This window comes from Sporosarcina pasadenensis (assembly GCF_047228845.1).
Lineage (GTDB): Bacteria > Bacillota > Bacilli > Bacillales_A > Planococcaceae > Sporosarcina.
On sequence record NZ_JBFEGM010000010.1, the window covers coordinates 73,333 to 92,659 of the forward strand.

The following is a 19,327-nucleotide window of genomic DNA, read 5'->3' on the forward strand; positions in this document are numbered from 1 at the left end:
AATTTATCCAGGTAAAGGAGTGAGTGAGTGGCTAAATGCAAAAAATGTGGTGCCGACAAATCGGAGTGCAAGAATTGTAAAAAATGCAATTGATCATAGTTAACCGTTATTCGTGAAGAAAATAATTTGAAATGCCTTTGTTCCCAATTGGGGACTTTTTTTGCTTCCAAGCTCCCTCATTCACTTTGGAATATAGCGTTTAAAACTCACTGATGTTACCTCATACCCGTTGTCGGTCCAATCGTAAGACAGTTTCAAGTCCCCAATTAAACCTCCTATGGTAATGAATACGGGCACATCCGCAACAATTTTATTTCCCTCAACTGAATAATCCACTTGGTCTCCATCAATCCATACATCCGTTGAGGAAGGTTTGACGGTAGTATAGTGAAATGGTTTGACGTTTATGTTATACACTTTTTGTTTTGTTGCAAGTGTCACGATGTCGGCCTTTTTTTCCATCTTTACTAATCGTTTAATCGCGACAGCCGCCGGTTCAACTGTAACTTCTTTATAATCTGAAGATCCATCGTGTTGCAGTACATGAATGGGATCTCGGTAACTGTCCAACACAATGATAATATCCTTGAAATTATCGTTATTTAAATCCTCTCGGAAAAGATAGGTATCATACTTACCGCTTTCCCATGACGGAAAATGAAAAAGACTCCCATCTCTATCACCGATCTGAATGGTGAAATTGCGAAATGTCATCCAGTTAATCCTATCAGCCATCAAATAAACATTATCATACCATCTGTCGGTTTGAATGCTATTGACGACCACTCGATCAACTGCATGAACATCCTTCTGAAATAAAGGGAAAGCCGTACAAATAGTGATTAGAACAATGAATCGTCTTTTCATTGAAAATCCGCCTTTTATCGTTAAGATTCCCTGTATTTTCACTAAAATACGCATTGTCCCGTAACTGTTGCTTACAGGACAATGCGTATTATTCATTCGCTACTTCAATTGTCGCCGAAATGTCAATGCCATTCAATGCCTGGGCAGCAAGCCGATCTGCTTCGGTATTCTTTTTGCGCGATACTAACTCATATTCCGGCCGAATGCCAAGCTCTTTCATTTTCGATTCGATTCTGTCCGCCCAACTGAACAGGTTCTCTTCGATGACCGGCCATTCCTCGCTTAAATGATTAATGACGACCCTGGAGTCTCCGATAATACGGACTGGAAGGTCATGTACATTCAACAGCTCCAACTCCTGCAAGCAAAAATGTAGAGCTGCATATTCAGCCTCGTTATTTGAGATGAGCTCTTTTACGGCTGCGTTTCTCCTTAGGCGATGCGAATTCCCGTTTTGATCATAATAAATGACACAGCCTAAACCGGCTGCCTTCGTTGTCAGGTCGAATCCTCCATCAAAATAAACCGTTATATTATGCGGTTCCGTTTCGATCCCTTTCAAGTAGCCCTTCATTTCCTTAACCGTCCACGAGCTATCGAATCGGTCAAGGAACAGCACTTGTTTAGCACGACCCATCCTCTCTAAATCCTCCGCAATCCGGATAGCTTGTTCAGCCGGCATTTCATCGGAACGGAAGGTTGTTTCCAGTCCCTTCGGTGATTTATAAATCCATTCCACTGTGACGTTCATGGCTCCACCTCCCGTTGTAATCGTTGTTGCGGCATTCAATAGTATATTCATCAATAAGTAAGTGCCTGTGCAGCAAACTATTCAGATTATACACTACAATTGTATAATAAAAATAAGGAAACCGACCGATTTAATAACCGATAAGCTTCCTTTCGTGTTTTTATACAAACAGATGAATTGTCATAAATGTGTGTTGCACAGGCACCCGCACAATTCGGAAGGATGCTTTTATGGTGGTTTCAACTTTATCTTTTAATGCTTCCTGAAACGAGTATGGACCCCATAATGACAATGATTGCACCTATGACAAATTGTAAATTGACCGCCGTACCGATAAACACAATTTCGGTTAAGATCGCCCAAAACACATACGTATTGTTCAGTGATTGCCCCCTGGCGGCACCGATTAAGTCAATTGACGCATAGTATAATGAATAATTAGCGGTCCCTAAAAGCCCGGCGATGACGATGACCCATACGATGCTCGATGTCGCCGCTTCAAATACTAAAGGATAGCCATGCAACAATGGTACGAGTATGATTCCATAACTGAATGCGGAAGTAATTTGCCTAATATTAATCGCATATAGCGGGACGACCTCCTTACCTCTCATCCCCCAAGCGCCGATCACACCTTCAAGTCCCCAAAAGATGGCGGCCCCTAATGAAAACAATATTCCAATGAAAAAAGTGCTTTCGGCATCAAATTTCGTTGGGACATATGCCAATACAATGACCCCGATAATACTCAAAACAACGCCGGACCAAGTTTTTTTGTTCATTTTTTCCTTCAAAAAGAAATATGCGAGCACGGCTCCAATGCCAGGAAATATAGAAGCAATACTTGCCGCATACGTTACGCCAGCATATTGAATCCCAAGGAAATAAAAACTCATTGCCAAAGGTCCGCCCGCCAATGCACCTAACACTAAAATAGCGCCACTCTTCGTTTTATAGAGCTTTAAGACATTTATAAATTCGCCCTTAATAATCATCAACAACGAGATCCAAATTGAAGAGATAAAGTCATGCATGAACGCAGCAATAATTGGAGCAATGATCACGGCCTCTTTAAATGGTGTGCTCGCAATAATAATACCGATAATGACTGTATCTACACCCCATGCAATTGCGGACGTGGCCCCTAAGCTTATACCTTTAGCACTTTTTTTCATTAGCTTTACCTCTTCTCGATAATCATTTTTTGTTGTTAAATGATTGCCTTCTATCGGTATAGTTTTTCCCATTGCAGAGAAAATACACATGAAAAAACGATTCATGATTTTCCCTATTTCGCCTGACTGGTGCCTGTGCAGTGAACAATTCAGACTATACACTACAATTGCATAAAATAAATAAGGAAGCTACCCGATTCAATGATCAGTTAGCTTCCTTACTAATTTTTATACAAACAGTTGAATTGTCATAAATGCACCTTGCACAGGCACCGGAGTCTCGGCACCGGAGTCTGGCACCGCAGTCTCTAATTTACCGGCTTGAACAGTTTTGAGATTGCGGAAAACAGGCCTTTCTTTTTGCTGTTTCGAGGCTTTTCAACATTCGGTGTTTCCCTTTTTACGTAAATTTCTTCTTTGTCAATAGCATGGTCGTAAGCGAGGATGAGACCAATTTCGGAATCATGATTTTTATTTGTGACAAATGTATATGGCACATCATACTTGGAAGCAATTTTGGTATATTTTAAAAGCACTTTATAGTGTATATGTCCATTCAAATAAAGACGAGCTTCTCTGTTTTCCTTTATCGCATCCTCGACTTGTCCATAAATGCCTCTTTCTCTCACTTGTTCTTTTGTAAGCGCGATAACAATCCGTTCACGAATTGTTCCAAGAAACTTCCGCCGTTCGTCTGGCTTTGTTTCTCGAGTGCCATGAATTCCTTGCTGAATATAGTCATCAATATTACCAGACACCTCAACCTCACCTACCTAATTTAGATATATTTCCTTAAACAAAAAGACAGCTACGAGAGCTGCCATTCTTGTTTATATTATAGAGTTACGCGAGTGCCTGTATTGCCTTCGAGTGCGTCTTGAAGTTTGTCCATTGAAGTGATAACGACGTTTTTGCCGCCTTTTTCCAAGAACATGATCGCTGCTTCGATTTTCGGACCCATGCTTCCTTTCGGGAAATGGCCTTCATCCATGTAGCGAAGTGCTTCTTCAACAGTCATTTCGAACAGGTTCTCTTGTTGTGGAGTACCGAAGTTGATTGCTACTTGCTCAACGCCAGTTAGGATGAACAAGTAATCAGCATTGATTTCTGCAGCTAATAGCGCGCTTGCGAAGTCTTTATCGATAACTGCGTCTGTACCTTTTAGCATGCCGTTTTCTTCGACAACAGGGATTCCGCCGCCGCCAGCTGTGATAACAATGATCTCTTTGTCAAGTAGAGCTTGGATAGCATCTTTCTCAACGATTGTAACTGGTTTTGGAGAAGCAACGACGCGTCTGTATCCACGTCCGCTGTCCTCGATGTAATCGATTTTTTCTGTTTCAAGAACTTTGTCCAACTCTTCTTGAGTGTAGAATGGACCGATCGGTTTTGTCGGGTTAGCGAATGCTGGATCTTCTTGGGAAACAACAGATTGTGTAACGATTGTCGCAACAGGTCGTTGGATGTTGCGCTCAACCATTTTGTTTCTGAATGCTTGTTGAATCAAATAACCCAAGTTCCCTTGCGTTTCAGCATCCAATACATCAAGTGGGAAAGCAGGAACGACTGATTCAGCCATTTGGTTTTTAATTAATGAATTACCTACTTGTGGACCGTTACCGTGTGTAATGACAACTGTGTTCCCTTGTTCGATCAAGTCAAGTACAGGTTCGCAGCTCTCATTGATATTGTGCATTTGCTCTTCAAGTGTTCCTTTTTGGCCTTCTTTGATGATTGCGTTACCGCCGATGGCTAAAACGATTTTTTTACTCATCGATAACTCTCCTTTAATTAAGAAAAATAAACTACATTTGCAAGTCCAACTGTTGGAGTAAAATGAAACCTCTTCATTTTATCACAGAAAAGAGGAGAGGAACTAGCTACAAACCATCCCTCTCCACATGAATCCATTATTCCGCAGCTTCGATTAGTCCAAGCTTCACTGCGTAAGCATCGATCGCTTTTTCAAAAGCAGCTAATGGAGCACGAACAGTACCTGCACCGATTTGGCCCACGCCAGCTTCTTTATGAGCGATACCCGTGTTGATAATCGGTTCGATTCCAGTTTCAACAACTTTTCTAGCGTCGATTCCTAGGCAAGAACCTTTGAAGTCCCATGTAGGAATTGAGAAGTTCGGGTTGTGGTCGATACAAATATCCATCATATCGTTACTTGTGTTAACTGCATCGTCCATACCGCCAGCGCCTACGAAGCGTGTAACACCAGGAGCAGCGATCATTGCAAATCCACCAACACCGAATGTTTCAGTGATTGCACTGTCACCCATGTCTTTACAAGCCATATCTTGATCGTATCCTGTGAAGAATAGACCTTGTGGCGTGTTAACTGGTGCTGTGAACCATTGGTCACCCATGCCTGCAATACGGATTCCGAACTCATGTCCGTTACGGCACATTGCTGTTACAACTGTACCATGTTGGATTTGTCTAGCTGAGTCCATAACCGCTTTCGTTGAAGCCATCGCAATGTTCAAGAAGTACTGATCCGTATCAGCTAGGAATTGGATAACGTCTTGCTTGTCTTTTTCGTCTACATCCGTTTGTAGAATGTAAGGAACGATGTCTTTCAAGAAAATAAGTGAACCAGCAATATTACGTTGGTGGAATTCGTCACCCATTGTAATTGCTCTAGCCATCATAACGTTTACGTTAAGGCCGTCACCTTTAATGTGAAGAGCTTTGGATAGTGTTGGCCCAAGAACATCTCTGAACCAGTTTAGACGGTTGATTACTTCTTCAGAGTAAGCACCGAAACGAAGTACTGCACCAATTCCTTCGTTCATTGTGCAATATGCGCGGTTTCCGCCGTCACGGTTTTCAGCAACGAGAACCGGCATGCTTCCAGATGTGATTCCACCCATTGGACCTACTGCGTTTACGTGGTGACATGGAATGAATTCAACTTCTCCGTTTTCAAGCATAGCACGTGCTTCATCAGCATTCGTTGCCCAGCCTTCGAACAATGCAGCACCGATACAAGATCCTTGCATTGGGCTCGTCATGTTTTCCCATTTAATAGGTGGTCCTGCATGAAGTAGTACTTTCCCGTTTAATTCTTCAATTACAGATTTAGCTGGAACTACATCAATTAAAAATGGCGCGCCCGATACTACTTTATCGATAACCGCTCGGTTTGCTTCATCAATTGTTTTAAATTGTCCGTACATTATGGTTTCCTCCTGAAAATTCAATATTTCTTAGAACCTTATCTGCGTTCAGCTCGAGCTTACTTAAGGAGACTCAAGATTTTGCGAAGTCTTGGATTTCCGCCAGCAACTGGACGCCAGTCATATTGAACAACTCTGCCACCGTTTGCAGTAACCGATTCTGTGAATTTCTTCAATCCAACGTTAACTACGCTTGGTTTTTCATTCAATAACTTCTCGATCGCTTCTGAAACTGTAAACTCAACAGTAGCAGTTTCTTTTGCTGGAACGACTTCTTTCGTACCTTCTTCAACTTGAATGCCAAGCATTGCCAAAGCAGTAAGAGTCGCTTGGTTGTTGCTATCACGAATGATAACGCCAGCTTTTTCGAGTTTAGCTTTTTGCTCATCGATGTTTTGTGGATCTTGGTCAGTACCGCAAATAGTTGCAACGAAGTAGATGTTTCTGCCAGCTGCTTTTGTTTCGTTTTGGATTTTTTCGATACCAGGGAGCAATGCGCCTGCCATATCGTCGTGTGCACCGTATCCAAGAACAACGTCAAACAGGATAACAGCTGTTGATTCATCTTGTGCAGCTTTTTGGAAGAATTGAATTCTTGTATCCGGATCGATCATTGGGTGTGGTTTACCTTGCGTGTAAACGTCGTCACCAAGGTCGATTACTTCAAAGCCGTTTGCATTTAGAAGGTAGCCAGCTTGGTCATGTTCAGTTTCTCCAAGGTTCAAACCTCTGCTGATCAAAGTAGCTGCCTCATATCCAAGCGTTCCGCCGGAATATAAACCTTTGATTGTTTTTTGCTCAGGTTTCAAGTCTACTGCAGGTACTTCGTCTTCAAGGTGATTGTAATTTGGTTTGATTGGGTTGCCTTTTACGAGATCAACAGCAAGTGCTGCTGTTTCTTCAAGCGTGTTTGCATAGTACACATTTCCTTCATGGTTATGTGGCTCTTCTCCAAGGAAAATTGCAACAACCGGTTTAGAAATGCTGTGTAGCAAGCTGACAACTTCGTCACGAACTTCTTTTGCAGGTGGCTTAGAAATAAGTGTGATCACTTCTGTTTGGTTATGTTGTGCCAATGCTTTCAAGCCGTCCAACATTGTAATTGCACCGATTTTGTCAGAAAGGTCGCGGCCGCCCGTACCGATTGCATGGCTCACACCTGCGCCTAGACGGTCGATTTCAGTCGTAACTTCTTGGATACCCGTTCCGGAAGCTCCGATTACACCGATTTTGCCTGTTTTCACTACGTTTGCGAATGCAAGTGGAACACCGGAAACGATTACTGTACCAGCATCAGGACCCATAACGAGAAGACCTTTTTCATGAGCTTTTTCTTTAATGCGGCGCTCGTCTTCAGTCGTAACGTTGTCACTGAAAATCATTACGTGCATATCTCTGTCTAGCGCTTTTTCCGCTTCTTCAGCAGCGTATTGGCCTGGTGTAGAGATGATTGCAATGTTTGCATCAGGAAGTGCATTTACAGCTTTGTCCCATGAGTTAACAGTTTCGAAAGATTCTTTACCAGCGCTGATCGCTTGGTTGCTTAGGTAGTTATCAACTTCATCAAGCACTTCTTGGATTTTCTCTTCTTGATCCGTGTCAAGAACGATACACATATCGTTTGATGCTGCGCCTTCAAGCTCTTCAGTGAAAAGGCCAGCAGTTTTGAAAATGTCTTTGTTAGCAGGCGTACCCATCATGACTTGAACTTTGTTAACGCCTTCCATTGTTGAAATTTTATTCGTGAGAAGCATTAGGTTAACTGAATCCTGGTATGAATTCTGTTTGACAATCGTATAAAGCATGTTTTCACGCACCTCTTTAGAATTTTTTTGTACTTGCATTTTTGACAGAAAATTGAAGAAACCTACGTAAAATTTGCACAGAAAAGCGGGTGGCCACTCAGGATGACCACCCTTTCTCCTTCTTACTTAGCAAAAGGGCTCTTATTATCGTAAGCATTGTTATGAACAACGTCTGAAATTAAATATTCGTAAATATGATCTACAATCTCAATTCCGTTTTCCTCGTATTGTTTCTCCCTTTCAGCACTTCTTTGTCCAGGGTAGGAAACGTGATCAAAACCAGGAGCCGGTTTAATGTTATTAAGATCTTTCATTGTTGTAGCAATACTTTCCTGGAACGCATTTAATCCTGTGAAATATTCCGGATTAATAACAATATGAAGTTGTCCAAGATTTCGGTATTCGGTGAGATCATGGTACATTGACGAAACTTTGTTTCCAAATGGAAGTCCAAGCAGAATTCCAGATAGAACGTCAACCATCATCATGAGTCCGTATCCCTTAGGTCCAGCGATTGGCACTAAAGCATTCACTTTAAATGGATCGGTTGTGGGCTTTCCTTCGCTATCAACTGCCCATGTATCAGGAATGGATTCATTTTTTGATCGAGCATGAAGAATTTTCCCCCAAGCTTGAACGGTTGTTGCCATATCAAATGTAATGTTCTCCCCGTTTTTGCCTGGTGCCGCAAAAGCAATTGGATTTGTTCCGTAATATGGCTCTGATCCGCCGAAAGGAACAACCATCGGATCTGATTGGCAAACTGAAATACCAATCAAATTCTCGTTGGCAGCTTGTTGAACAAAGTAAGAAAGGGCACCGCTATGGCCAATTCTTCTTACACCAACAACAGCTACTCCATTTTCTTTTGCCATTTGAATTGCTTCGTCCATCGCTAATTTCGCAGCGACATGACCTACTCCATTGTCGCCGTCAAATACAGCTGTGCAAGGACCCGTTTTCTCAAATGTGAAATCAGGATTCGCATTAAGTCCGCCTTTAGCAATTCGCTCTGCATAATATTCAACTCTCATCGCTCCGTGAGAATGAACTCCCCTGGCATCCGCATGAACGAGCACGTCTGCAACGCCACGTGCATGTTCCTCGGTTAACCCTGCCTTATGCAGCTTTTTCGTAATCAACTCATTCAACTGCTCACTACTTAATCTCATTCCACTCACCCCTATTAAGTTCTTCAACCGGTTTATCTATATTCAAATATCGAATATTATTCAGCGAATGGGTTCTTATGATCATATTGATTATTATGGATGACATCGGATTTTAAATACTCATAAATATCATCTACAATTTCAATACCGTTTTCTTTGTAGTCGTCGATAACGACATCATTGTTTTGACCTGGGTAAAGGACTTTCGAGAAGCCCGGTGCAGGCTTGATTTGATTCAAATCTTCCATCGTTTGAGTGATGTCGTTTTTGAATCCAGTTAATGCCGTAAAGAATGCCGGATTAATGACAATATGAAGCTGACCTAATTTTCGATATTCGGATAAATCTTCATACATAGAGGAAACTTTGTTACCGAACGGAAGTCCGAGAAGAATTCCAGATAACACATCTACCATCATCGCAAGGCCATAACCTTTTGGACCTGAAATCGGAAGCAATGCATTAACGTTCATCGGATCTGTCGTTGGTTCTCCATTGCTGTCAACTGCCCATGTATTCGGGATTGATTCGTTCTTAGAACGAGCATGAAGAATTTTCCCCCAAGCTTGTACTGTCGTTGCCATATCCAATGTAATCATTCTGCCATCGTTGCTTGGTGCTGCGAAAGCGATTGGATTCGTTCCATAATAAGGCTCAGCGCCTCCAAATGGAACGACCATCGGATCTGATTGGCAAACCGAGAAGCCGACCAAGTCTTCACTTGCAGCTTGGTTTGTGAAATAAGAAATTGCTCCGCTATGAGAGATATCTCTAACTCCAACGATCGCAACTCCACTTTCTTTCGCCATTTTGATTGCCTCATCCATGGCTAGTTTCGCTGCTGTATGGCCATTTCCGCCATCTCCGTGGAATACTCCAGTGGCCGGACCAGTTTTTTCGAATCTAAAGTCAGGGTTTGTATTCATCCCGCCCTTTGCGATTCTTTCAGCATAATATTCCACGCGCATTGCACCGTGGGAGTGAATGCCTCGTTCGTCGGCAAACGTCAATACGTCTGCCGCGACATCAGCATGTTCCTCTTTCAGGCCGGCTTTTTGAAGCTTTGTTTTGATTAGACCTTTTAGATCTTCTCTACTTACTCTCATCATGACACCTCTTCACTGGGATTATTATAATGATGCATCCCGATTGCAGTCTTTAGAATAAACATAAGTCAATGGTTCTCTTCCAACTGCATACGCTGCTTGATGCACATATGGCGCCATAAAAATGTAGTCGCCTTTTTTAACTGGAATCCATTCGTTGTCAAGGTTATACATACCCTCTCCTGACAATAGGTAAGCGCCATGTCCTTGATAATGTGTTTCAACAAATGGATGGCTTGCTGCCGGATCGAATGAAAGAATGTGGAAGTTCATATCAAATTCAAGATCCAACGGTAATAGATCTTTCAGGTGAACGTTGTGCATGTCGTCATAGTCCATGTACTCGATGTCATTCGCATGGCCGGAAACGACCCAAGGTTTGCGTCCATCTTTTAATGGAATATGTTTTTGTTTGTATAGGAACAAGCGGGAATCGCCAGACTCCATATTTTCCAAATACATTTTCACGCCTGGTGGGCAATATAGGTAGCCGCTTTCTTCCAGAATGAACTCCTGGTCGTCTGCTTTCGCTTTCACTTTTCCGCTAATAACGTAAACAAAGCATTGTACGTCTTCTTCACCACAGAAGCCTTCGCTATTCTTTCCGCCTTCATGCATTGTTACCATGTAGTCGACAAAGCCAGCGCCCAGCTTCGGTGAAGCCAAAATGGAGATTCTGCAATTTTCAAATCCAGGGATAACGTTATTCACTAAACCTTCTGGAGCGATTAGCGCATATTGACCTGGTTTAATAATTGACCTGCTTGAAAGTATATCTTTTGGATAACCCATCGTTACATTCTCCTCTGTTTGTTTATATTTCCAGGAGTACACCTGGTATTTACACAACAAATTGACTGCGAATTATTCTTTATAACCTAATTCATAAAGAGCGCCAATAAGTGCTTTTACGCCTTCCGCCAAATCTGCAGGTTCTGTAAACTCTGCAGGATTGTGGCTGATTCCCTTTAGACTAGGAACAAACAACATAGCTGTCGGTACGACTGGAGCAAAGATTTGGGAATCGTGTCCAGCGCCACTGTGCATTACCTTAAAATTGAGGCCGTTATCTCTACATTGCTTTTCAATGAGTTCAACGATTTTTTCATCCATAGGAACTGGATCTTCATCCATCCATAGATCGATGTTCATTTCAACTTCGTGCTCTTTGGCGATGTCCTGCATTCTAGCCGTCATTTGTTCTGTAAATGAAACGATTGCCTCTTTATCAGTATGACGAACATCAATTGTAAACATAGCTTTTCCTGGCACTACATTGACGATGTTTGGAGAAGCTTCGAATTTTCCAACCGTTGTGACGAGTGGATCTCCGGCAGCTCTTGCCATCGAAATAATTTCATGGACCATTTGGCTAGCCGCAAACACAGCGTCTTTTCGATAACCCATTGGTGTTGTACCAGCATGATTAGCTTGACCTGTTATTTCAACCGTATACCGTCTTTGTCCAACAATGTTGTTGACTACACCAATTGCCGTTTTTTCGGTTTCCAAAACGCTGCCTTGTTCGACATGCACTTCGACGAATGCTTTCAAATCCTCACGAGGACCTTTTGATTCATCTCCGAAACCGAAGCCTGCTTCCTTCATCGCTTCGACAAATGGAACACCATCGAAATCTTTGATTGTTTCAACGTCTTCGCGCTTCGCTAAGCCGACAATGTTTTTGGAACCCCAGAACGAGTAAGGAAAACGGCTGCCTTCTTCTTCAGCCATTGAAACGACTTCAATGTTTCTAACCGGTTCACCGAAATGCTTTTTTAAGTATTTCAACGCAATGATCCCAGCTACAATTCCATATGCGCCATCGAAACGGCCGCCGTTTGTCACGGTATCAACATGGGAGCCAGTTAAAACCGTTTCATTCGTATTTTTACCTTTTATCGTTCCGTATAAATTTCCAATTTCATCAAATCGAGCTTCCAGGCCTTCGCTCTCCATCCATTCTTTCAAAGCATGTTGCCCTTCAACCCATTCTTTCGTGTACAGCAAACGAGATACTCCGCCTTCGGAATCTTTTCCGAATTCAGCCAACCATTCAAGCTTGCCTGCTGTTTCTTCAGCAAGATGATCAAGCTTTTGTAAAGTATCTTTAATTTCGTTCACTATGTTACACCTCCCTTTTTCTCGCTATGTATAAATTGCTAGTCATTTCACCGAAAGATGTATTCCTAGTCAACTCTTTGTTTTAGTTTTCATGCATGTCATATGCACCACTATTAATTGTAAACGTTTCATATGAAATAATCTTTTGCATACAAGGATAAAGATTCATCTTATTTTTGACCATTATGGATAACTTATTACTAAAATGAAAAAAAGAGAGGCAACATACGTTGCCTCCTTTCCTATTCTTCTTTTTCGCGTTGTATCAGTTCATAAATCTTAAGCCCGACTCGCACAGATAACATTTCTTCCGAATCGTTGAAATCCATTCCTGTAATTTCCTTAATCCTCTCCAAACGGTATACAACCGTTTTATAGTGAACGAAGAGAAGCTTGGCCGCTTGGGCAATGTTCTGATTGCAATCCAAAAAGGTTTGCAATGTCTTCAACAAATCCGCTTGATTTGCTTGTTGGTAGTCAAGCAGTTCATTGAGGGATTGTGGAATGAATTGGACAAGTGCGGAAGAATCTTTAATATGGCGAAGCAATCTGAATATCCCTAATTCCGAAAAGGCGGTGACCGAATCTAAGCCATTTAACGTTTCACCTAAATCGAGAGCATCTTGGGCTTCTCTATAACTTTTAGGGATTTCGGTAATATCGTTCACTACTCCCCCTATCCCGACTTGCACTGCGATGTCTTTAATTTGCCCTTTGACGAGCGCTTGAATCGCCTCTGACGTTTTTGTAATTTCGTCCATCCACGAAACATCGTCTTTGCTCGCCTCCTCCACTTTCCAAAGGACGATAAAGAGATTGCTTCTGTTGGAAATGATGCCATTTGGCAAATAATGATGGATCGCCTCATGCGCAAGGAAATGGCTTCGGTCGGATAGGTCGCTTTTCTGTTCTAATACGACGTCTGTAAAACGGTTGATCTTGAAGAGCACTGCAGCAAAGGATCCGTCGAGATCCCAGCCGATCAAGTTCGCCTTTTCATATATGGCGTTAATCGATTGGATTTTTCCGCTAATCAGTTCCTCGATCAAATCATTTTTATATTTATTCTCAACTTCAGCGACCGCAAATTGCTTCACTAATTCGAGGGATAATGATATTGCCGCGTTCTCTACAGCAATCAAGTCGAGTTCACCTAATGATTTATTAATCTCACCGATGAGCAAATACATTTTATTATGGTTTAACGTTTCAATTGGTACAACAATTTGATGGCCTTTAATATTATTCAGTTCCGGATATTTTACAATTTGCCGATAGTGCGGGAATTTAATGCCCGCTGTCCGTTCGTAAAAGTGGACTTTCTCCACCATTTCAAACTTTTCAAGCTCAGGATAAGTCGATACGATACAGCTGAAATTCCGATCAAACAACGCGACCGGATTTCCGATCAACTCTTCAAGTGTATGGATAATCTTCTCAAGCCCTTTGTCGGCAAGGGATAATGCCGTGAATCGATCATGGATCTCTTTATAGTATTGCAGTTTTGTCACTTGCTTATTAAAAAGCTCCCCCATGATTGGATACATGACATCCACAAATGGAACCTCTTGAGGGAGTAGGATGATTGGCATCCTATTCCTATCGGCCGCTTCAAGCAATTGATCTGAAATTTCCTCACTATGCTTCTTAATAACAAGGGCGCTTACTCTTTTCTCAGCTAATTGAGCAATGAAATCCTTTTGCTCTTTTTCAGTGAAGTTCCGGATTGAATAGAGGCTCGTTAAGATCACTTCCCCACCCCTAATCCAATTTGCAATATCAGGGCCTTCCATGATCGTCACGCCTTCAATTACATTGTTAATATAATTGCGGCCGCCTAAAACCTCAGCTTCCTTCATGGACTCCATCGCTAATAAATCTCTTATTTTCAACTCCATTTGCGGCAGTCCTTTCCATGTATCTAAAAGTCCTTATCTCGAAATATCATTCATCTTATTATACAATAATAAAATATAACTTATCTATTGAAGGAAAGAGTGTGACTCACATTGAAAACAACTGTTATCTATAAACAGGAACAGAACTTCGAGCTTAAAGGCGATTTTTATCCCGCATCCGAAAAGTCTCGCCCTGTCATTGTCTTTATTCACGGCGGAGGCCTTGTTTGGGGCTCGCGCGAAGATATGAAATCCGAACAGATTGAGTTTTACCAGCAAGCGGGTTTTAATATTTTTTCAATCGATTACCGTTTAGCGCCCGAATCCAAACTTCCTGCTATTCAAGAGGATATTGTTGACGCCCTCCGTTGGGTGGAAAACGAAGGTGTTAAGCAGTTTGATTATGATCCAAAAAAAATAGCTGTCATCGGAAGCTCTGCGGGCGGATACCTGTCACTTTTAACAGGAACATTTACGAATAAGCCGAAAGCGATCGTCTCGTTTTACGGTTACGGTGATATTACCGGAGACTGGGCAGTGAAACCAAGCCCCCATTATGCAGCTATGACAAATGTGCCGAGGGAACTTGCGAAAATGCTCGTATCTGATGAAATCATTTCTGTCGGCCCAATTGAAAAGCGTTACGCCATCTATATGCACGCAAGGCAGCATGGAGTTTGGATCGAAGAATTGAGTGGACTTATTCCGATTATCTCGAAAGATGAACTATCGAAGTACTGCCCTCTTTTCAACATTCAAGCTGATTTTCCGCCAACACTTCTATTGCACGGAACGGAAGATGAAGATGTCCCTTATGAGCAATCCGTTTTATTCGCAGAGAAGTTAAAGGAAAACAGGGTGGAAGGTAAACTGGTCACAATTCCAGAAGGCAAGCATTCTTTCGACGAAGATTGGCAAAGCCCAATCGTGCAAAACGCTTTCGAAGAAGTGATTACATTCTTAAATAATAACTTGAAGTAAGTGAAAAGGGCTGTGAGATCTATCTCACGCCCTTTTCATTATATATATTCATCATTTTGATTTAATAAAGGTTTTTATTTAGGAAACAGACTTTGTGCTTTCCTCTTGCTCCGTCTTCACTTCTACACCGTATTTATCCCACTTGAATAGGTTTTCCAACAGAAGTGCGAGAATGATCCCGACGAGCAATCCGCTGCTAAGCAATGGGCGGACGATGCTTGGAATGGTGATGAAATAAGATGCAGGAAGAGTCATAATCACAACTCCGACGAACAAAGGAACAGCAGAACGGTACACGTTGACCGTGTTGTATTCAACTTGCTTGAAGAAATTCAACGAAGAATTCAACAGGAGCAAATACGAAACAAACAATGCTGCGCTTCCGATGCTTAACGGAAGCTGCGAGAAAAAGTGGCCTAGTGGCGGAATAAGTCCCATTACGAGGAACATGAATCCACCAATAACAAACGGAATCCTATGGATGATCCCTGTTTGACTTAAGAAGCCAATCGACGAAACGAAAGGTGAATTTGGAACAAGGCCAAAAATTCCTGCGATAAACGTGAAAACACCTGTAATCGTAAACGACGCTCTGTACTCGGACTTCGTCGTTTCCACCTCATACATGCTTTCAGTTCCTTTTAACGCGCCAAACGTATTTGCCGTGTTCAATAATCCCGCTAAAACAGTCGTAATGATAATACCGATGTCCCATGCAGGCTTCCCTAATGGGAATAATTCAAGCGTGAATTTCGTCGTTTCGCTAATTGTGCTTTCCGGCTTGAAAATAAGTGCATAAGCGACCCAACCGACGATAATCCCGATTAGCAAACCATAGCGTCGTACACTTGAAGGTGCCTTCACGCTAATGACGATGACCAGTATCGCAATGACAATCGATAATAGTGAAACGGATAAATTGATATGTGGGTTTGTCGCCTGGTTACCAAAAGGAATACCGAGCATCCCCTTTAAAAAGATGCCGATCAATTGACATCCGAACAAGAACATAAATACAGCCATCACCGCAGGGGTGAATAATTTTGCTATACGAGGCCCGAGCCCTGTTACACCAATTAAAGTCGTAATAATCGCGACAATGATAATTCCAACCGTCAAGCTGCCCCCAAGAATATGCAATGGCATCCCTTGAGCTGCAGCCGTCGTGCAAAGCGTCAAAATGACGCCCCACCAAAGCCCTGATTGCCCTTCCATGATGGCACGTTTATGCCCTAGAAACGCTTGAACGATACATGCAAGACCTGTGACGATAAAGGAAAGCTGAAGCATATTGACAATCGTCTCTGGAGAAAGGTCAAAGGCCGCTCCGACAGTGATTGGTATGACGACGATATTTGTAAAAATAAAAAAGAGCCACTGTAAGCCCGAAATCCAGTTACTTGATTTTAATAACTCATTAACGTTAATGACAATCACCTTTCTTCTAATGAATCACGGCAGCTTTCATGCCGATTAACATACCTACTAATGTATCCGCGCCTGATGTATGGCCGATTTCCTTCATCTCTTCAAGAGCTTTCAAAAATTCAGGCCCTCGCGGTTTATCTAAAACATAACATAACTGCAGGAGATGGGAATGATATTTGTTTTCAGTTGCATAGAGGAGATACTCAAGAGCAACATACGTCGTCCGCTTTCGACCGCGCTCCTCCAAATAAGAGTTCAGTTTGTCCAGAAATGTTTTGTCGACACCATCTAAAGCTGAAAGGACGGCGCAGATCCCTGTAATACAATCGTCTCCGCTAGGAGTAAGTCCGAGCCCTCTGCCAATCCAATAGTCGAAGACTTTTTCTGCGTCATGTTCATGATGACGGACAAGAGTTTTCAGGCTATCCAATTTATCCAGAACGGGAGACTCATCAACGGATGATGAAGGATCGACTATATATTGAATGATGCGCTTTTTTTCCTCTTCTGTTTGAGCTAAACCTGTTTGCCAATCGGCTTGCAGAATCCTCTCTGCAATAAACCGAAAATTATTTTCCAGATGTAGCAGGTCGTAAGAAAACGGTTGTAGCTTATGGTTTGACCACTTCACCTGAGACATCGATAGGGTAATCCCTTTTGGAAAAAGCAATGACATAGACATTTTATCCCATAAAACTTCCAAGTCTACAGCAAGCAACTTTGTCAGCAGCGTTGCGTTCGCTTGGTCCATTCCAATTCCGAACGGAGCGAGACCATTCTCCAATGCCCCAATATGGACGAGATGTTCACCGAAAGCTAAATTGAAGCTTGTATTAAAAACACTATGGACATGACCTTTAGGATTCTCTTCAAGGATACGGGAAATATCTTCACTCGCTGCAAGGGCGGTCAAAACAAACGCACGACTGTTACGATCAGACATACTTTCACCCCAAAACTTGATTATTTCCATTCTATAGCTTTCCCTTATTTTTAACCTTTATCTATTCTAGTCTACAGTTATCTATCGAAAATTTCATTGTTTACTATGAACAAATTCCGACTTGATTTTTGTTTACTTTTAACGTAAAATAAGTAGGTGAATATTTCTCGAGGGAAATCTTGAAAATGAGGTAATTCTTATGAAAACAGTAAATGATTTATTTATATTGGAAGGCATGAAAGATAGTGTCGTGCTTGCAGGTCATCGCGGTTTAACTAGAAATGTACAGTTTGTAAATATATCCGATACACCTGATGTCATTAATTTTTTGAATGAAAATCACTTACTCCTTTCAACCGGATATGCGTTTAAAGATGATCCGGAACTGTTCTGCGAGTTAATTAGACAAATGCATAATTTAAATTGTTCAGGCCTTGTCATTAAGATCAACCGTTTCTTTAAGGAATTGCCGACTGAAGTTAAATTGTTGGCTGATGATCTGGCATTTCCGATTATCGATCTACCGACAAAGCATACATTAGGTGAAGTTTCGCGCCACATCTTGAATTATTTAAATGATGCCGAAGCTGAACAGCTGTACTATGCCTTGCATGTTCAAAAAGAGTTTTCAGACATGATGATTAAAGGCTATAGTTTAACTGCACTCATCGAGCAATTAGGTCATTTTCTATCACGGCCAACCCTGTTACTAAATCATAGGGGAGAAAAAATCGCCCATAGCCATGATTTCCGCATGGATTCCATGAAAATAGTCGAACAAGAAATCATTGCGAAAGTGAAGGAAGACTTGACTGCGGCCCGAGCAGGGTGCACATTTACCGTTCCATCTAGAGAGCACCAATCCATTTCCACTTTCTCTGTTCAAACAAAACGGCAGCATCCAAGCATGCTCGTCATCGTTGATTCAATGACTTTGCCGTACCCATCTTCACAAATGGCGATTGAACAGGCCGGCAACGTTATTACATTTACCATTATTAAAGAGCAGGCAATTGAAGAAAATTCTAGGCTTTTGAAGAATAATTTCTTCGATGATCTAATTGAAAATAGAATCCATTCCGATGAAGAAATATTAAGCCGCGCCAATTACTATGGTTTGAATGAGGATTTGAGTAATATTTGTATTGTTTGTACTGTCGACCAGAAAGGGCAGAACTACGAGGATCTTCAGTTGTACGAGAAAAAAGCCGGAGAATTATACAACAGCATATATGACCAGCTTGAAGATGAAATTGTTCATAGCAACTTGGAAGGAGTTTTATTCACGAAGGAAAAATATTTCGTCATGATCTTGCAATATGCCGATGGCAATGAAGCAGATCCAAACGAAGTAACCGAATTCGTCAATAAATGTCAAGCGAGCTTGCAAGGCGATTATTCAATTTCTTTCGGTGTCAGCAATACAGTTCAATCCATTAAAGATATAACAACCGCCTATTCTGAAGCTTGTGAAGCAATTATGAGCGGCTATGATATGAATATGCTTGGGTTCATCAACTTTTATAAAATGAAAGAACTTGAAGATTTATTGAATACGATTCCGAAAAAGGATTTAAAAGCACTGTATGAAAACACATTAAAGTCGCTTGCCCATCCGAAGACAAAAGAAAATCAGGAATTAGTCAAAACGATTCAAGTGTACCTTGATTCCCAATGTGAAATCTCTGAGACGTCACGACGATTGTTCATCCATCGAAATACGGTTAAATACCGGATTGAGAAAGCTGAAGAATTGCTGAGCTGCTCTTTCCGAGATCCTGCCCATTCGTTGCGTATACGTGTCGCATTATTGATCGGATCAATTCTTAAAGAGCAGGAATCATAAAGAACAAAAAACCAAAACCCGGTTCAAATCGGGTTTTGGTTTT

16 protein-coding genes are annotated in these 19,327 nt (G+C 41.7%); 2 read left to right on the forward strand and 14 right to left on the reverse strand.

The features are described from left to right. Positions 1-180: 180 nt before the first annotated feature. From AB1K89_RS14070 to AB1K89_RS14125, 12 genes are all read right to left on the reverse strand, one after another. Positions 181-867, reverse strand: coding sequence for a hypothetical protein (locus tag AB1K89_RS14070; RefSeq protein WP_413055349.1), 687 nt, complete (start codon positions 865-867; stop codon positions 181-183). Positions 868-955: 88 nt separating this feature from the next. Beyond that, complete coding sequence (locus AB1K89_RS14075) at positions 956-1,618, reverse strand: reverse transcriptase-like protein (protein WP_413055350.1); 663 nt, start codon at positions 1,616-1,618, stop codon at positions 956-958. Between the two features lie 245 nt (positions 1,619-1,863). Further along, positions 1,864-2,793 (reverse strand): DMT family transporter, encoded by a 930-nt coding sequence (locus tag AB1K89_RS14080; RefSeq protein ID WP_413055351.1) that lies wholly within the window; start codon positions 2,791-2,793, stop codon positions 1,864-1,866. 308 nt (positions 2,794-3,101) lie between these two features. Beyond that, the gene (locus tag AB1K89_RS14085) at positions 3,102-3,551 is read right to left on the reverse strand and encodes a YueI family protein (RefSeq protein ID WP_413055352.1); all 450 of its coding nucleotides are present in this window, start codon (positions 3,549-3,551) and stop codon (positions 3,102-3,104) included. A 77-nt stretch (positions 3,552-3,628) separates the two neighbouring features. Beyond that, positions 3,629-4,567 carry a carbamate kinase gene (arcC, locus tag AB1K89_RS14090; RefSeq protein ID WP_413055353.1) on the reverse strand — a complete coding sequence of 313 codons (939 nt, stop codon included), beginning with the start codon at positions 4,565-4,567 and terminating at the stop codon, positions 3,629-3,631. A 136-nt stretch (positions 4,568-4,703) separates the two neighbouring features. Continuing rightward, on the reverse strand, positions 4,704-5,981 hold the full coding sequence (locus AB1K89_RS14095) for a YlbE family protein (RefSeq protein WP_252504203.1): 1,278 nt from the start codon (positions 5,979-5,981) through the stop codon (positions 4,704-4,706). A gap of 59 nt (positions 5,982-6,040) precedes the next feature. Continuing rightward, complete coding sequence (fdrA, locus tag AB1K89_RS14100) at positions 6,041-7,786, reverse strand: acyl-CoA synthetase FdrA (RefSeq protein WP_413055354.1); 1,746 nt, start codon at positions 7,784-7,786, stop codon at positions 6,041-6,043. A gap of 122 nt (positions 7,787-7,908) precedes the next feature. Continuing rightward, on the reverse strand, positions 7,909-8,958 hold the full coding sequence (gene allD / locus AB1K89_RS14105) for an ureidoglycolate dehydrogenase (RefSeq protein ID WP_252504205.1): 1,050 nt from the start codon (positions 8,956-8,958) through the stop codon (positions 7,909-7,911). 56 nt (positions 8,959-9,014) lie between these two features. Beyond that, positions 9,015-10,064: an ureidoglycolate dehydrogenase gene (gene allD / locus AB1K89_RS14110; protein WP_413055355.1), complete on the reverse strand. Its 1,050-nt coding sequence runs from the start codon at positions 10,062-10,064 to the stop codon at positions 9,015-9,017. 24 nt (positions 10,065-10,088) lie between these two features. Beyond that, the gene (allE, locus tag AB1K89_RS14115) at positions 10,089-10,856 is read right to left on the reverse strand and encodes a (S)-ureidoglycine aminohydrolase (RefSeq protein ID WP_251629620.1); all 768 of its coding nucleotides are present in this window, start codon (positions 10,854-10,856) and stop codon (positions 10,089-10,091) included. 72 nt (positions 10,857-10,928) lie between these two features. After that, positions 10,929-12,188: an allantoate deiminase gene (gene allC, locus AB1K89_RS14120; protein WP_489686571.1), complete on the reverse strand. Its 1,260-nt coding sequence runs from the start codon at positions 12,186-12,188 to the stop codon at positions 10,929-10,931. A 242-nt stretch (positions 12,189-12,430) separates the two neighbouring features. After that, positions 12,431-14,086 (reverse strand): PucR family transcriptional regulator, encoded by a 1,656-nt coding sequence (locus tag AB1K89_RS14125; RefSeq protein WP_413055356.1) that lies wholly within the window; start codon positions 14,084-14,086, stop codon positions 12,431-12,433. A gap of 111 nt (positions 14,087-14,197) precedes the next feature. On the opposite strand from AB1K89_RS14125, the gene AB1K89_RS14130 reads away from it, so the two are divergent. Next, entirely contained in the window at positions 14,198-15,067 is an 870-nt protein-coding gene (locus AB1K89_RS14130) for an alpha/beta hydrolase (RefSeq protein WP_413055357.1), read from the forward strand. Between the two features lie 78 nt (positions 15,068-15,145). On the opposite strand, the gene AB1K89_RS14135 is transcribed toward AB1K89_RS14130, so the two are convergent. Beyond that, positions 15,146-16,504: a uracil/xanthine transporter gene (locus tag AB1K89_RS14135; protein ID WP_413055358.1), complete on the reverse strand. Its 1,359-nt coding sequence runs from the start codon at positions 16,502-16,504 to the stop codon at positions 15,146-15,148. 7 nt (positions 16,505-16,511) lie between these two features. Then, positions 16,512-17,438, reverse strand: a complete 927-nt coding sequence (locus AB1K89_RS14140) for an oxamate carbamoyltransferase subunit AllH family protein (protein WP_413055359.1) — start codon at positions 17,436-17,438, stop codon at positions 16,512-16,514. Between the two features lie 199 nt (positions 17,439-17,637). On the opposite strand from AB1K89_RS14140, the gene AB1K89_RS14145 reads away from it, so the two are divergent. Beyond that, complete coding sequence (locus tag AB1K89_RS14145) at positions 17,638-19,284, forward strand: PucR family transcriptional regulator (RefSeq protein WP_413055360.1); 1,647 nt, start codon at positions 17,638-17,640, stop codon at positions 19,282-19,284. Positions 19,285-19,327: the final 43 nt, after the last annotated feature.